This window comes from Citrobacter sp. MGH106 (assembly GCF_001037495.1).
Classification (GTDB): domain Bacteria; phylum Pseudomonadota; class Gammaproteobacteria; order Enterobacterales; family Enterobacteriaceae; genus Citrobacter; species Citrobacter murliniae.
Genome location: NZ_KQ089822.1, coordinates 1,962,992 through 1,978,013, shown reverse-complemented (window position 1 = coordinate 1,978,013; position 15,022 = coordinate 1,962,992). Strand labels below are relative to the sequence as shown.

Sequence of the window (15,022 nt, the reverse complement as noted above, 5' to 3'; positions counted from 1 at the left end):
AACGGAAAAGCGCCTTACACGTTATGATTTGAGGGCAAATTTCGAAAAATCAATCGTCGTCAGCTTTCTTGCTCGCGCTCTGCTATTTCCTGCTTCTCTTGCGCAGGCGGTGTTAATGGCCCGCATACCCGCTGTGCAAGCCAGGTTGCCAGTGTCACTAGCAGCCAGGATATCAACGTTGCGACGACTAAATCACGTGGCCAGTGCATTCCCAGAAGCAAGCGGCTGCCCATTACTCCAGTCGCCCAGATGAGCAAGAAAACAATTGTCAGAGTACGTCTACGCGGCCACAACAATCCTACCGCCAGTAAAGCCCAGCTTGCAGCAAACATCGTATGCCCGGAGGGAAAGGCAAATCCCGTTTCTTTTTGCCAGTGCTTACGCAAAAACGTTGGAATATCCTGCTGTCCTGACAGTTGTTCTTTTACTAAGTGCCCACGTTCTTTACGTTTTAAAGTGTAGAACTCATCAACAGGAACATGGTGTGTTTTTTCCAGCCAAATAACAAATGGCCGGGGTTCCTGTACCCGGTCTTTAACCCAGGATTTCACACCCTGGCCCAGTAATATTGCCCCTGCCAGGATAGTAAACAGCATAAGTGCAGCTTTCAGACGAAATCTCAGACACCACAAAAACCAGGCACAGAGAACGACATGCGTAATGATCCCCCAGGGCTGAGTCACCGTTTCTGTTATCCAATATAAGGATTTTAACCACCAGACATTGTGGCCTGGTTGCCATTCCCAACCCGATATCCATACTGAAACAGGCATGATAAGCAACAGTGCGGCTCCTGAGGCGGTCCGCTTTGCAATAGACAGCATTGCATCTCCTTTCGTCGATAAGTCTCACAATCATAACTGAAAAAAGTATGTATCGGGAAAATTGACAATTTTGTGCCATTCCAAAAACGAATGCGTTGTCGCAATTAGGTGAACACCGTTGCCTTATGGCAAAATAGCGCAATACAGAAGCCAACAGGCGACGGCACTCAGGGTGCCAGCATAATCTGGAGAAATACATGCAGCTTAAACGTGTGGCAGAAGCCAAACTGCCAACCCCATGGGGTGATTTCCTGATGGTGGGATTTGAAGAACTGGCAACCGGACACGATCATGTCGCACTGGTTTTTGGCGATATCTCAGGCCAGACGCCTGTCCTGGCTCGCGTCCATTCCGAATGTCTGACCGGCGACGCACTGTTCAGCCTGCGTTGCGATTGTGGTTTCCAGCTTGAAGCCGCGCTCACACATATTGCTGAAGAAGGACGCGGTATTCTGCTCTATCACCGCCAGGAAGGTCGCAATATCGGTCTGCTTAACAAGATCCGCGCCTATGCGCTCCAGGATCAAGGCTATGACACCGTTGAAGCCAACCATCAGCTGGGATTCGCGGCAGATGAGCGAGATTTCACTCTGTGTGCCGATATGTTTAAGCTGTTGGGTGTCGACGAAGTGCGTTTGTTGACCAATAATCCGAAGAAAGTTGAAATCCTGACGGAAGCCGGTATCAATATTGTTGAGCGTGTACCACTGATTGTTGGCCGCAACCCCAAAAATGAACATTATCTGGACACCAAAGCCGCCAAAATGGGTCACTTATTGAGCGAGTGATTTCACATAATTGTCGAATAATTCGGCATATAAAAAAGCCTGCAGTTAATTTGCAGGCTTTTTCGCATTTTAGTTCAGCATATTACGAATGACATAGTGCAAAATACCGTCGTTCTGGTAGTAGGTTAATTCCGTGGCGGTATCAATACGACAACGACACAAAATCACTTCTTTACTGCCATCTGCCCGCACCATATTCACCGGAATAATTGCACCCGGTTTTATATCTTGCAATTCCGTAATATCAATCACTTCATCACCGGTTAATCCGAGTGTTTTTCGCGTGACGCCTTGTGGGAACTCCAGAGGCAGGATCCCCATACCTATCAGATTAGAGCGGTGAATTCGCTCAAAGGACTCCGCGATAACTACCCGAATGCCCAGCAGACGTGGTCCTTTCGCTGCCCAGTCTCGACTGGAGCCCGAGCCATATTCTTTGCCGGCAATCACGGCCAACGGAACCTTCTCTTGTTGATAACGCATTGCGGCATCGTAAATAGCCACAACTTCTGTCCCCGGCAAATGACGAGTCATTCCCCCTTCAATGCCCGGCACCATTTCGTTACGAATACGAATATTGGCGAACGTACCGCGCATCATCACTTCGTGATTTCCACGTCGTGAACCGTAAGAGTTAAAATCTTTGCGCTCAACGCCGTGGTTCTGAAGATAACGCCCTGCCGGACTGTCCGGTTTAATGCTGCCTGCGGGTGAAATATGGTCAGTCGTCACGGAATCCCCAAGCATCGCCAGGATTCGTGCCCCATGAATATCCTGTACCGGATCCGGTTTAGCCTGCATGCCATCAAAGAATGGCGATAAGCGAATATAGGTCGAGTCGGACTGCCAGCCATAGGTGTCTGCACGGTCAACATTGATGGTTTTCCATTCAGGTGTTCCTTCGAACACTTCCGCATACTCTTTATGGAACATCTCAGTAGAGACCTGTTCAACAGCACGGGCAATTTCCCGTGCAGATGGCCAGATATCTTTCAGATAAACCGGGTCACCATTTCTGTTATGTCCGAGCGGCTCTTTCGTCAGATCAATGTTCATATTTCCCGCCAGCGCATAGGCAACCACCAGCGGCGGCGACGCCAGCCAGTTCGTTTTTACCAGCGGATGAATTCGACCTTCAAAGTTACGGTTGCCGGAAAGTACGGCCCCCACCGTCAGATCACCTTTTTTAATCGCGGTTTCGATTGGGTCAGGTAACGGACCTGAGTTGCCAATACAGGTGGTACAGCCATAGCCAACCAGATTGAATCCCAGCTCATCAAGGTACGGTGTGAGTCTTGCCTGCGCCAGATAATCAGAAACCACCTTTGAGCCTGGTGCCAGCGAGGCTTTCACCCACGGCTGGCGTTTCAGACCGAGTGTGACCGCTTTTTTCGCCAGTAGTCCTGCCGCCATCAATACACTCGGGTTCGAGGTATTGGTACAGGAGGTGATTGCCGCAATAACCACAGCACCGTCCGGCAACTGATATTGATGCCCGTTCAGCACATAATCCACAGGTTGACGGTCTTTCTGCGAACTATTCACCTCAAGTTCATTGCTTGCCGCAAAAGCTTTCGGGACATCCCCTAATGCAACGCGATCCTGCGGACGCTTTGGTCCCGCCAGGCTTGCTTCCACATCGCCCATGTCCAGTTCCAGAGAGCTGGTAAATACCGGCTCATCACCAGGGTTGCGCCACATCCCCTGCGCTTTGGCATAGGCACCAACCAGTTCAACCTGTTCTTCGCTACGGCCGCTCAGCCGCATGTATTCGAGGGTCACTCCATCTATCGGGAAGAAACCACAGGTTGCACCATATTCTGGGGCCATATTCGCAATGGTCGCCCGATCAGCCAACGGTAGGGTATCCAGGCCGTCGCCATAGAATTCCACAAATTTTCCGACCACGCCGTGTTTACGCAACATCTGGGTAACGGTCAGAACCAGATCGGTAGCAGTGATCCCTTCACGTAATTTCCCAACAAGTTTGAAGCCGACAACGTCCGGGATCAGCATCGAAACGGGCTGCCCCAGCATGGCGGCTTCGGCTTCAATTCCACCAACGCCCCAGCCCAGTACGCCAAGGCCATTGATCATCGTGGTATGGGAATCTGTACCGACCAGCGTGTCCGGGTAAGCCACCCACTCGCCATTTTGCAGTTCACTCCAGACCGCTTTTCCCAGGTATTCAAGGTTGACCTGGTGACAGATCCCCGTCCCCGGCGGCACAACACGGAAGCGGCTGAATGCCTGCTGTCCCCATTTCAGAAACACATAGCGCTCGTGGTTGCGCTCCATTTCCAGCCGGACGTTCTCTTCGAAAGCATCATCGTCACCAAAACGATCGACGGTCACCGAGTGGTCAATAACGAGATCAACAGGTGAAAGCGGATTCACTTTTGCCGTATCACCACCCAGGCGCTTAACCGCCTCGCGCATGGCCGCCAGATCAACCACTGCCGGCACGCCAGTAAAGTCCTGCATCAGCACACGAGCAGGTCGATAAGCAATTTCGCGATCGGCATGAGCATTGTTCAGCCATCGCGCCAGAGCATGAATATCTTCTTCAGTAACTGAGTCACCGTCCTGCCAGCGAAGCAGGTTTTCCAGCAAGACTTTAAGTGATTTCGGTAAACGGGTGAGATCACCCAATGATTTGGCAGCCAAAGGTAAACTGTAGTAGCGGTAGGTTTTATCTTTAACCTGCAATGTGTCCTTACTGGCTTCTCGTAGGGTCGACGACATAGCTCCTCCTTAAATGACAGGGTTGGATCCCCTGATTTTCCTCAGGGTTAGTATTAAAGATAACACAAACAAAATGTAACGTTTTGATAACAACTCGAATTGATAAAAGAGGAGATCAGCAAAATGACAGGGAACTATGCAAAAAGAAATGAACTGTAAAGGAGATATGGAAGTTGCGAATATGCAGCAGAGTACGTTATGCAATCGCTTACACGTTGTTTTTTATCTACGGGATCTGCGACGTCGTATTCGTCCCAAATTCAAAAAGGCAGGTTAATAATAATTATTATGAACTACACATTGATTATTTTTTCTGTTCTTCTTCATCGAACAAATCAATAAATGCCCGCTGTTGTGGTGAGAGTTGCCACGAATCGGGAATATCCATCACATATTCAGTGTTGGTCTCCTTCTCTTGCTCATTATCCTGATGAGATGGCACAGAGGAGGATTGTTGTTCCTGCGCGGACATGGTTATCCCCAAACTTGCCAAATCACGAGCGCTACCACAATCCAGAACACTGCGGAGCCAAGAAAGACCGTGGACCATGCTTTACGTTTCAGCGCGGGATCCCGGCGTTGTGGCTGATTTCCAGAAGGCATCGCTAACCTCATGCTATCGAAATCACTTATCATTTAGGCACCAAACAATTGGTACAATTAATCATCAGATGAGAGAAATCCTAAAGAAAAAGGTGAAAAAAAGCCAGTTAATTTTCGAATCCGGTAAGGTAAATAAATCAATTTTTTGATCGGATATAAATATTTGAAAGGGTTTTTGGCGAGCTTGCTAATTTGACACTACTTTAGCGGGTATTCCCCATAAATAATATACGGTTTATATACCCTATGGATAATCATAAATACATTCAGATTTCCCAGCGGTATCGCTATGCGCTTAGCGATACCGTTGAGGTAACATCCGTTATTATTTCTCTGGCAATTTAATATCTTTAAACATGGCTTCAATGTCATCGTTAGAACGCAATGCAACCGCTGTATCGACCACATCGCGGGTCAAATGTGGTGCAAAACGCTGAATAAAATCATACATATAACTGCGTAAGAACGTGCTGCGACGAAAACCGATTTTAGTCGTGCTATGGCTGAATACATCATGTGCATCGACACGTACCAGGTCAGGATCGGACACAGGATCGACCGCCATGCTGGCGATAACCCCCACACCCAGCCCCAGTCTTACATAGGTTTTGATCACATCGGCATCGGTCGCGGTAAAGACAATGCGTGGCTCCAGACCTGCTCTGTTAAACGCCGTATCAAGCTCCGAACGACCGGTAAAACCAAAGGTGTAGGTTACCAGCGGGTATTGCGCCAGTTCTTCAATAGAAACCGATGATTTACCCGCCAGTGGGTGATCCGGCGTGACGACGATCGAACGATTCCAGTGGTAGCACGGTAACATAACCAGATCGTCGTACAGATGCAGCGCTTCCGTCGCAATGGCAAAATCCGCATTACCTTTCGAAACGGCTTCAGCAATTTGCGTCGGCGACCCCTGATGCATATGCAAAGACACGCGTGGATACCGCTCAATAAAGCCTTTAATCACGTTTGGCAAGGCGTAACGCGCCTGGGTGTGCGTCGTGGCAATGTACAGGGAACCTTTATCCGGCCAGGTATGTTCACCGGCAACGGACTTAATGGCATCCACTTTAGACAGAACTTCTCGAGCAATACGGATGACTTCCTGCCCTGCTGGAGTCACCTGCGTCAGGTGCTTGCCGCTACGGGCAAAAATCTGGATGCCAAGCTCATCTTCCAGCATACGAACTTGCTTACTAATACCAGGCTGAGAGGTATAGAGTCCTTCGGCCGTTGAGGAAACATTAAGGTTGTGGTTAACCACCTCAACAATGTAGCGAAGCTGCTGTAATTTCATGTTAAACCATCCAGATTAGCGCCATCAGATCATCGTTTGAGAGCAGGCAGTGTCGCGCTGCTAATACGATTTAATAATAAAAAACTTATTAACTATAACCACTATATCATTTAAATTTGAGCTGTATAGAGATGACAAAAAATAATAACCCTTCAATAAAAAAGGGCCGCTTTCGCGACCCTTTCAGGAGAAATCCAGCTGACAGGTTGTTATTTCTTACCTTCCACCCATTTTCCGTCAACGAAAAACGCCGACCATCCGGTCGCTTTACCGTCTTTCTCAGCGGCAACATACTGCTGCTTAGTTTTACGGCTAAAACGTACCATCGCTTTGTTACCGTCTGGATCAGTCTGCGGTGCATCAGCAAGGTAACGCAGTTTCTCCGGCAGACGATCGCGGAAGCGGTACAGCTCTTCCACTAACGGTGCGCGAGTCTCACGTGATTTCGGGAACGTATTGGCGGCCAGGAAGATACCAGCTGCGCCGTCACGTAACACAAAATACGCGTCCGATTTTTCGCAAGGCAGCTCCGGTAGCGGAACGGGATCTTCTTTCGGCGGGGCCACTTCACCGTTACGCAGGATCTTACGGGTGTTTTTACACTCGTCATTAGTACAAGCCATGTATTTACCAAAACGCCCCATTTTCAGGTGCATCTCAGAGCCACACTTCTCACACTCAACGATCGGACCGTCATAACCCTTGATACGGAACTCGCCCTCTTCGATTTCGTAACCGTCGCAAGTAGGATTATTACCACATACATGCAGTTTACGTTTTGGATCGATGAGATAGCTGTCCATCGCCGTGCCACACTTCTGACAGCGACGTTTCGCACGTAAGGCGTTGGTCTCTGCATCGTCGCCTTCCAGCACGTTCAACACTTCGTTTTCTGGCACCAGGTTAATGGTGGTTTTGCAACGTTCTTTCGGCGAAAGTGCGTAACCGGAACAGCCCAGGAAGACACCGGTACTGGCGGTACGAATACCCATCTTACGGCTACAGGTCGGGCAGTCGATGCTGGTCAGTACCATCTGGTTAGGACGCATGCCACCCTCTTCAGGATCTTTCTCGGCTTTATCCAGTTGCTGAGTAAAATCACTGAAGAAGTTGTCAAGCACACCCTTCCATTCGGCTTCGTGGTTAGCCACCTGGTCGAGACTGTTTTCCATCTGTGCGGTGAAATCGTAATTCATCAGTTCGCGGAAGTTTTCTTCCAGACGATCGGTGACGATTTCGCCCATTTTTTCAGCGTAGAAACGACGGTTCTCAACCCGAACATAGCCGCGATCCTGGATCGTAGAAATGATCGACGCATAGGTGGATGGGCGACCAATCCCGCGTTTTTCCAGTTCCTTAACCAGTGACGCTTCACTGAAACGAGCTGGCGGTTTGGTAAAGTGTTGCGCTGGCGTCAGTTCGATTAGCGTCAGCTCGTCGCCTTTGTCCACTGCAGGTAAAATACGATCTTCATCGCCCTTACGCAGTGCTGGCATAACTTTAGTCCAGCCATCAAAGCGCAGAATACGTCCACGCGCTTTCAGGCGGAAATCACCTGCGCCCACGGTCAGCGTGGTGGAGTCATATTTAGCCGGTGTCATCTGACAGGCAACAAACTGGCGCCAGATCAGCTGATACAGTTTTTGCGCGTCAGCTTCCATATCTTTCAGCGATTCCGCCTGCACGGCGACATCAGAAGGACGGATTGCTTCGTGCGCTTCCTGTGAGTTCTCTTTACTTGCGTACTGGTTCGCACTCTCCGGCAGATATTTTTTGCCAAAATTGTCGCTGATATAATCACGAACCATAGATACAGCATCCTGGCTCAAATTCGTTGAGTCAGTACGCATATAGGTGATGTAGCCTGCTTCATACAAGCGCTGCGCCATCATCATGGTTTTCTTCACGCCGAAGCCCAAACGCGTGCTGGCAGCCTGCTGTAGCGTGGAGGTGATGAACGGCGCACCAGGTTTACTGCTGGTTGGCTTATCTTCACGTTCCAGTACGCTATAACGCGCTTTCTCCAACAAACTTACTGCGGCAAGCGTCTGTTCGCGGTTAACCGGGCGGAACGGTTTATCGTTCTGATGCGTCACTTCCAGCGGCAATGCATCGCCGGATGGCGTGGTGGTATTAGCATCAATTTCCCAGAACTCTTCTGGTACGAATGCCTTGATTTCGCGTTCACGCTCAACGACCAGCCGCACGGCTACCGACTGTACGCGACCGGCAGACAGGCCACGCGCAATCTTTTTCCACAGCAGCGGCGAAACCATATAGCCCACGACACGGTCCATAAAGCGGCGTGCCTGTTGCGCATTAACACGATCAATGTTCAGTTCGCCCGGTTTTTCAAACGCCTGACGAATCGCATTTTTGGTGATTTCGTTAAACACCACGCGACTATAGCGGGTGTCATCGCCCCCGATCACTTCCCGCAGGTGCCATGCAATGGCTTCCCCTTCGCGGTCAAGGTCGGTTGCGAGATAGATGTGGTCGGCCTTTTCAGCCAGTTGTTTCAGTTCAGAAACAACCTTCTCTTTACCAGGCAGCACTTCATAGCGCGCATCCCAGTTGTGCCACGGGTCAACACCCATACGATTGACGAGAGCGCCACGTTCATCCTTTTTGGGCTTTTTAGCCGTTTTGGTGGAGGTTGAGTCGGCGCTCTTTTTAGTTGCTGAGCCACTGGTCGGCAAATCACGGATATGACCGACGCTGGATTTAACCACGTAGTCATTACCCAGATACTTGTTGATCGTTTTGGCTTTTGCCGGGGACTCAACGATGACAAGAGCTTTACCCATATTCACCTTTACCTAATTTGATTCTTCCAGGAATACGCCGCGCGTTGATTCACCTTCCACTGGCGACGAGACATCGATATGGTCTCTGCGTCGGCGGATATCAACCCTTGTACTGATTGCGCGTTCGTAATGTAACTCTCATGTAACTGAGTTAACAGGATTTTTTGCACGAAAACGCTATAGCACGACGGAATGTTGGTCGAATGTCAAGCAAATCTGTTGCCAGATTGACGAAAGCGTCACACTGTACCTGATAAAATGCGTTACGCAACTTTATTAGCATGCAAAAACAAATCTCGCCAGTAACGACACTGTCGTAAAACCACCGTTTTTGTCAGGGAATATTTGCCCAAAAGCCGGGCTCGGCGTAGACTAATGTCCTTGTTTAAGGAGTAAATAATGCATAAAGACACTCAACCCATCGATCGCGAAACACTGCTGATTGAAGCCAACAAAATCATTCGTGAGCATGAGGACACGCTGGCGGGGATTGTCGCCACTGGAGTCACGCAGCGTAATGGTGTGCTGGTTTTCAGCGGAGATTACTTTTTAGACGAGCAAGGGCTACCGACGCCCAAAAGTACAGCTGTGTTTAATATGTTTAAACATCTGGCACACGTACTTTCTGAGAAGTATCACCTGATCGATTAAAAGCAAAACGCGAGGCACAGGCCTCGCGTTTTCATTTGTATAGTCTTAAAGCTTACATCAGTGGTTTTTGCCCACGCTGCCACCAACGCAGCAATATGCGATCGGCACTTTCAGCCGCACTACCGGTGAAGCGGTCCATCAGCTTTTTACGCTGCATATAGCGAACGTTAAGCACCTCACGACCGTCCATCAGGCTCAGGATCACCTCGTCGCTGGTATTCACCTCATCCACCAGCCCATTTTCCAGCGCCTGTTGTCCAAACCAGTGCTCCCCGGTGGCAACCTGTTCAATATCCAACGTCGGACGCATGCGATGAACAAAATCTTTAAACAACTGATGGGTTTCGTTCAGATCTTCGCGGAACTTCTGTCGCCCTTCTTCCGTATTTTCACCGAGCAACGTCAGCGTCCGTTTGTACTGTCCGGCAGTATGTAGCTCAATATCAATGTCTTTGCCTTTCAGAAAACGGTTAAAGTTAGGGATCTGCGCAACAACCCCAATTGAGCCGACAATGGCAAACGGCGCTGAGACAATTTTATCCGCCACGCAGGCCATCATATATCCGCCGCTGGCCGCAACTTTATCCACCGTTACCGTCAACGGGATCTGCTTATCGCGCAGACGCTGTAACTGTGATGCAGCCAGTCCATAACCATGAACCACACCGCCAGGACTTTCCAGACGAACAACCACCTGATCCTGAGGTTTTACTACCGCGAGTACCGCCGTGACCTCTTCGCGTAACGCACTGACTTCGTGGGCATCCATACTACCTTTAAAATCGAGCACCCAGACGCGGGGTTTGTCTGATGATGCACTTTCCCCCAGCTTCGCTTTTGCTTTGGCAGCTTTCGCTTCCAGCTTGTGCTTTTTTTTCTGCGCTTTATGCCACAGTTTTTGCTGATGACCGTCCAACAGGGCCATCGACAGATCCTCTTTCATCTCTTTATATTGCTCACTGAGATTGATGACCCGTAATTCCCCACGCTGACGTTTGCGTTGAGTAGCATTCACAATCAGCATGACAATAACCGCAATTGCCACCACGACAGTGATGATTTTTGCCAAAAACAGCCCATATTCAGACAACAATTCCACGTATCCCACCTTGGTTTAACAACGCTACTTTTGCTCAGTGTACAACAGGCGTGTTTGCTCGTCTTGCTTCATCCATTCGGCAGCAGAATCAGCAAAAAGCATGACAAAGTGTTCATTTTGCGGTGTTATTACCTTTGGCTGATTGAAAAATAGCAGGGTTTAAGGCATAAAGCCGACAAGTTATAGCGAACGGGATGGCCAGAGCGTCGCCGAGGAGTAGCCGTGCATTACCAACCTAAACAAGATCTGTTACACGATCGCATTATTCTGGTCACCGGTGCCAGTGATGGCATCGGACGTGAAGCCGCACTAACCTACGCGCGCTACGGTGCGACCGTTATTCTGCTGGGTCGCAACGAAGATAAACTGCGCCAGGTCGCCCATGCAATTTCCGCTGAAAGTAGCTCTACAGCACTGTGGTTTACGCTGGATCTGCTGACCTGCACTTCTGAAGAGTGTCACCAACTGGCACAGCGTATCGCCGCGCATTATCCACGCCTGGATGGCGTTCTGCACAATGCCGGATTACTGGGCGATATCTGCCCTATGAGTGAGCAAAATCCACAGGTCTGGCAGGATGTGATGCAGGTTAACGTGAATGCCACTTTTATGCTGACTCAGGCACTGTTACCTTTATTACTCCAGTCTGATTCCGGGTCGCTGGTGTTTACGTCTTCTAGTGTCGGTCGCCAGGGACGAGCCAACTGGGGAGCATATGCTACCTCCAAGTTTGCTACTGAAGGAATGATGCAGGTTCTGGCAGATGAGTACCAGAACCGCCATCTGCGTGTTAACTGTATCAATCCCGGCGGTACACGTACCAGCATGCGAGCCAGCGCATTCCCGACAGAAGATCCGCTAAAATTAAAAACACCCGCCGATATTATGCCGCTCTACCTGTGGCTGATGGGCGACGACAGCCGCCGTAAAACCGGTATGACCTTCGACGCCCAACCGGGCCGTAAACCAGGAATAGCCCAATGAGTGAAGAACGCTATCAGCAGCGCCAACAACGCGTAAAAGAGCGGGTTGACGCACGCGTTGCCGCAGCCAGTGATGAACGCGGAATTATTATTGTCTTTACCGGCAACGGTAAGGGGAAAACCACCGCTGCGTTTGGTACCGCCACGCGTGCAGTCGGTCATGGAAAAAAAGTCGGCGTAGTGCAATTCATTAAAGGTACGTGGCCGAACGGTGAAAGAAACTTACTGGAACCCCACGGCGTGGAGTTTCAGGTAATGGCGACAGGATTTACCTGGGAAACCCAAAACCGTGAATCAGACACTGCCGCCTGTCTGGCCGTGTGGGAACATGGTAAACGCATGCTGGCCGATCCTGAGCTGGATATGGTGGTACTGGATGAACTGACGTATATGGTGGCATATGACTATTTGCCGCTTGAAGAGGTTCTCAACGCCTTAAATACCCGCCCTTCGCATCAGACGGTCATTATTACCGGCCGTGGATGTCATCGCGATATTCTGGAGTTAGCGGATACGGTCAGCGAGCTGCGCCCGGTTAAGCACGCCTTTGAAGCTGGCGTGAAAGCCCAGATGGGGATCGATTACTAACAGTAGGCCGGATAAGGCGCTTACGCCGCATCCGGCTCCACGCGCTAACGCCTGATGGCGCGTTGCTTATCAGGCCTACTCATGATTAACCGTTGTTGCTGCGACCACCCGGACGACGACTGCTGCCGACCTGGGTGTGGCGCTTAACCGCACGGCGGATCTGGTTCGCTTTCATACGACGTCGATCTTTCTCAACGGCGACTTTCGATGAGGTTTCCGGCTTTAACTCCACCAGCTCACGCAAATAGTTTGTCTGCGCCAGGTCCAGCTCGGTCCAGCCACCACGTGGCAAACCTTTTGGCAGCGGGATATCGCCATAACGCACGCGGATCAAACGACTAACCTGTACGCCTACAGCTTCCCACAAGCGACGCACTTCGCGGTTACGCCCTTCAGTCAACGTGACGTTATACCACTGGTTAATCCCTTCACCACCGCTGAATTTGATCGTTTTAAATGCAGCCGGACCATCTTCCAGTTGCACGCCACGACTCAGATCACGCAGTTTTGCATCATCAACCTGGCCGAACACGCGCACCGCGTATTCACGTTCAACTTCGCGGCTTGGGTGCATCAGACGGTTCGCCAGCTCACCATCGGTGGTAAACAGCAGTAAACCACAGGTATTCACATCCAGACGACCAACTGCAATCCAGCGCGCATCGCGCAGTTTTGGCAAACGGTCAAAAACGGTCGGGCGACCTTCCGGGTCATTACGGGTACACAGTTCACCTTCCGGCTTGTAATACGCCAGAACGCGACAGATTTGCTCCGCAGATTCTTTCACCGAAATCAGATGACCATCGATACGGATTTTCAGACCAGGAGTCACTTCAACGCGATCGCCGAGCGTGGCGATTTTGCCATCAACGCTCACGCGACCCGCTGCAATAATGGATTCAATTTCACGGCGAGAACCGTGGCCAGCGCGCGCCAGCACTTTTTGTAACTTTTCGCTCATAGAGCTTCCTTTAGGTGTCGCCTTCACAGGCGTCGAACAGGAGAATCAACGGCGCCAGTCAGCGCCATTTTAAGGCCGCGTAGTATACCGAGTTGCGCCCTTATAAGAAAGGTTTAACGTCGCCGACGCCTTCACGCAATACCACCGGAGAATCATCGGTTAAATCGATAACCGTTGTCGGCTGCTGCCCGAGATAACCGCCGTGGATAATCAAATCAACCAGCTTCTCCAGACGATCTTTGATCTCTTCCGGATCGGACTCGGTAAATTCACTGCCCGGCAACATCAGCGACGTGGAGAGCATTGGCTCACCCAGCGCCTCCAGCAGCGCCAGCGCGATTGGATTTGATGGTACGCGCAGGCCGATAGTTTTGCGTTTTTCCTGCAGCAGTCGGCGCGGCACCTCTTTCGTCCCTTTCAGGATGAACGTGTAGTTGCCTGGCGTATTGTTTTTAATTAAACGAAAGGCAACGTTATCCACAAAAGAATAGGTCGACAGCTCGGACAGATCGCGGCACATCAGCGTAAAATTGTGCCCATCGGGCAGATGACGGATACGACAAATGCGCTCCATGGCACTTTTATCTTCAATTTTACAGCCTAACGCATAGCCGGAATCGGTTGGATAAACAATCACCCCACCTTTACGCACAATCTCAACGGCCTGGTTGATCAGTCGCTGTTGTGGGTTATCAGGATGAATATAAAAAAACTGGCTCATACTTTCCTCTCTGTAGTCTCGGGCTGTTCCCAAAGCTGCCAGACGCCTTCAACGCCTGCGGGCAACCAGAGTTTACGACCCAATTCAATCCACGGGCATGGCTGATGAAAATCAGACCCTTGTGATGCCCACAACTGATGCTGGCGTGCTAACGTTGCCAGATGGGTACGCTCATTGGGAGACTGTTGACACTGCGCGACTTCCATCGCGTCACCGTGATGTTCAGCAAAATGTGCAACCAGTCTTTTCAGCCACTTAGCGCTAAGATCGTACCGGCCAGGATGAGCCAGCACCGCCTTACCGCCAGAATGATGAATGACATCAATAGCTTGTTCTATTGTACACCACTGCGGCGGAACGTAACCGGTTTTCCCGCGGGCAAGATATTTTTTAAATACATCGGCCATAGTGGTGGCTTTTCCACACTCCACCAGGAAACGCGCAAAATGCCCCCGCGTGACAGCTCCGCCATCAGCCAGACGCAACGCCCCTTCCCATGCTCCCGGAATATGGGCTTTATCCAGTCGTTCAGCAATCAACCGCGCTCGCTGCTGACGACGCTCCGTTTGTTCTGCCAGGAATTCACGCATCATGGGGTGTGTAATATCAATATTCAGACCCACAATATGAATCTCATGATTCTCCCAGACTGTTGAAATTTCAACGCCAGAGATCAGGTTTAACGCCAAACCCGAACGTGAAATTTCTTCTCTTGCCGCCGCAATAGCTGCCGTGGTGTCATGATCGGTGATCGCCAGTGTACCGACTCGCATCTCTACCGCACGGTGTACCAACGCTTCTGGCGTCAATCGTCCGTCGGACGCCGTTGTATGACTGTGCAGGTCGTAAATCACTGCGTAATTCGTGTCGCTCAAGGCGGCTCCCGTTTCTATAAATGTCGTATCACGCTCATCATAGCGGTTCCGACAAATTTACTGAAATCAGGTGTTGA

Annotated in this window: 14 protein-coding genes; 4 read left to right on the top strand and 10 right to left on the bottom strand. The window is 50.4% G+C overall.

Translation table 11 applies throughout. From position 1 onward, the window contains the following. Positions 1-59: 59 nt before the first annotated feature. Positions 60-824, bottom strand: coding sequence for a phosphatidylglycerophosphatase B (pgpB, locus tag SK36_RS09450; RefSeq protein ID WP_045443494.1), 765 nt, complete (start codon positions 822-824; stop codon positions 60-62). 197 nt (positions 825-1,021) lie between these two features. Here pgpB and ribA point away from each other — a divergent pair, with 197 nt between their 5' ends. Next, positions 1,022-1,612 carry a GTP cyclohydrolase II gene (gene ribA, locus SK36_RS09445; RefSeq protein ID WP_005126450.1) on the top strand — a complete coding sequence of 197 codons (591 nt, stop codon included), beginning with the start codon at positions 1,022-1,024 and terminating at the stop codon, positions 1,610-1,612. Between the two features lie 69 nt (positions 1,613-1,681). Here ribA and acnA read toward each other — a convergent pair whose 3' ends face one another. The 5 genes from acnA to topA all read right to left on the bottom strand — a co-directional run bounded on the left by acnA (position 1,682) and on the right by topA (position 9,067). Continuing rightward, a complete protein-coding gene (gene acnA, locus SK36_RS09440; RefSeq protein ID WP_048221385.1) occupies positions 1,682-4,357 on the bottom strand; it encodes an aconitate hydratase AcnA in 2,676 nt (891 codons plus the stop codon). Positions 4,358-4,661: 304 nt separating this feature from the next. Next, on the bottom strand, positions 4,662-4,829 hold the full coding sequence (locus tag SK36_RS24865; protein WP_190284562.1) for a hypothetical protein: 168 nt from the start codon (positions 4,827-4,829) through the stop codon (positions 4,662-4,664). A 2-nt stretch (positions 4,830-4,831) separates the two neighbouring features. Beyond that, positions 4,832-4,972: a YmiA family putative membrane protein gene (locus tag SK36_RS23570; RefSeq protein ID WP_223306996.1), complete on the bottom strand. Its 141-nt coding sequence runs from the start codon at positions 4,970-4,972 to the stop codon at positions 4,832-4,834. Positions 4,973-5,285: 313 nt separating this feature from the next. After that, entirely contained in the window at positions 5,286-6,260 is a 975-nt protein-coding gene (cysB, locus tag SK36_RS09425) for an HTH-type transcriptional regulator CysB (protein ID WP_045443507.1), read from the bottom strand. Positions 6,261-6,469: 209 nt separating this feature from the next. Continuing rightward, positions 6,470-9,067, bottom strand: coding sequence for a type I DNA topoisomerase (gene topA, locus SK36_RS09420; protein WP_045443510.1), 2,598 nt, complete (start codon positions 9,065-9,067; stop codon positions 6,470-6,472). Between the two features lie 399 nt (positions 9,068-9,466). Between topA and SK36_RS09415 the strand changes: the two genes are divergently transcribed. Continuing rightward, positions 9,467-9,718, top strand: a complete 252-nt coding sequence (locus tag SK36_RS09415; RefSeq protein ID WP_003020616.1) for a YciN family protein — start codon at positions 9,467-9,469, stop codon at positions 9,716-9,718. Positions 9,719-9,770: 52 nt separating this feature from the next. Here the strand turns inward: SK36_RS09415 and sohB are convergent, their stop codons facing one another. Next, positions 9,771-10,817, bottom strand: coding sequence for a protease SohB (gene sohB, locus SK36_RS09410; RefSeq protein ID WP_045443515.1), 1,047 nt, complete (start codon positions 10,815-10,817; stop codon positions 9,771-9,773). 222 nt (positions 10,818-11,039) lie between these two features. Between sohB and SK36_RS09405 the strand changes: the two genes are divergently transcribed. Both SK36_RS09405 and cobO read left to right on the top strand, forming a co-directional pair. Further along, positions 11,040-11,801, top strand: a complete 762-nt coding sequence (locus SK36_RS09405) for a YciK family oxidoreductase (RefSeq protein WP_048221383.1) — start codon at positions 11,040-11,042, stop codon at positions 11,799-11,801. Further along, positions 11,798-12,388 carry a cob(I)yrinic acid a,c-diamide adenosyltransferase gene (gene cobO / locus SK36_RS09400; protein WP_048221382.1) on the top strand — a complete coding sequence of 197 codons (591 nt, stop codon included), beginning with the start codon at positions 11,798-11,800 and terminating at the stop codon, positions 12,386-12,388. Before SK36_RS09405 ends, cobO begins: the two co-directional genes overlap by 4 nt. 85 nt (positions 12,389-12,473) lie before the next feature. Here cobO and rluB read toward each other — a convergent pair whose 3' ends face one another. The 3 genes from rluB to rnm all read right to left on the bottom strand — a co-directional run bounded on the left by rluB (position 12,474) and on the right by rnm (position 14,945). Beyond that, complete coding sequence (gene rluB / locus SK36_RS09395) at positions 12,474-13,349, bottom strand: 23S rRNA pseudouridine(2605) synthase RluB (RefSeq protein WP_045443524.1); 876 nt, start codon at positions 13,347-13,349, stop codon at positions 12,474-12,476. A 100-nt stretch (positions 13,350-13,449) separates the two neighbouring features. After that, complete coding sequence (locus SK36_RS09390) at positions 13,450-14,070, bottom strand: L-threonylcarbamoyladenylate synthase (RefSeq protein WP_045443527.1); 621 nt, start codon at positions 14,068-14,070, stop codon at positions 13,450-13,452. Then, complete coding sequence (gene rnm / locus SK36_RS09385; protein WP_048221381.1) at positions 14,067-14,945, bottom strand: RNase RNM; 879 nt, start codon at positions 14,943-14,945, stop codon at positions 14,067-14,069. Before rnm ends, SK36_RS09390 begins: the two co-directional genes overlap by 4 nt. Between the last annotated feature and the right edge of the window lie 77 nt (positions 14,946-15,022).

Bases quoted from the DNA above. Each gene is read 5' to 3' on its own strand.
- pgpB (WP_045443494.1), bottom strand. From the start codon at position 824: ATGCTGTCTATTGCAAAGCGGACCGCCTCAGGAGCCGCACTGTTGCTT.
- ribA (WP_005126450.1), top strand. From the start codon at position 1,022: ATGCAGCTTAAACGTGTGGCAGAAGCCAAACTGCCAACCCCATGGGGT.
- acnA (WP_048221385.1), bottom strand. From the start codon at position 4,357: ATGTCGTCGACCCTACGAGAAGCCAGTAAGGACACATTGCAGGTTAAA.
- SK36_RS24865 (WP_190284562.1), bottom strand. From the start codon at position 4,829: ATGTCCGCGCAGGAACAACAATCCTCCTCTGTGCCATCTCATCAGGAT.
- SK36_RS23570 (WP_223306996.1), bottom strand. From the start codon at position 4,972: ATGAGGTTAGCGATGCCTTCTGGAAATCAGCCACAACGCCGGGATCCC.
- cysB (WP_045443507.1), bottom strand. From the start codon at position 6,260: ATGAAATTACAGCAGCTTCGCTACATTGTTGAGGTGGTTAACCACAAC.
- topA (WP_045443510.1), bottom strand. From the start codon at position 9,067: ATGGGTAAAGCTCTTGTCATCGTTGAGTCCCCGGCAAAAGCCAAAACG.
- SK36_RS09415 (WP_003020616.1), top strand. From the start codon at position 9,467: ATGCATAAAGACACTCAACCCATCGATCGCGAAACACTGCTGATTGAA.
- cobO (WP_048221382.1), top strand. From the start codon at position 11,798: ATGAGTGAAGAACGCTATCAGCAGCGCCAACAACGCGTAAAAGAGCGG.
- rluB (WP_045443524.1), bottom strand. From the start codon at position 13,349: ATGAGCGAAAAGTTACAAAAAGTGCTGGCGCGCGCTGGCCACGGTTCT.
- SK36_RS09390 (WP_045443527.1), bottom strand. From the start codon at position 14,070: ATGAGCCAGTTTTTTTATATTCATCCTGATAACCCACAACAGCGACTG.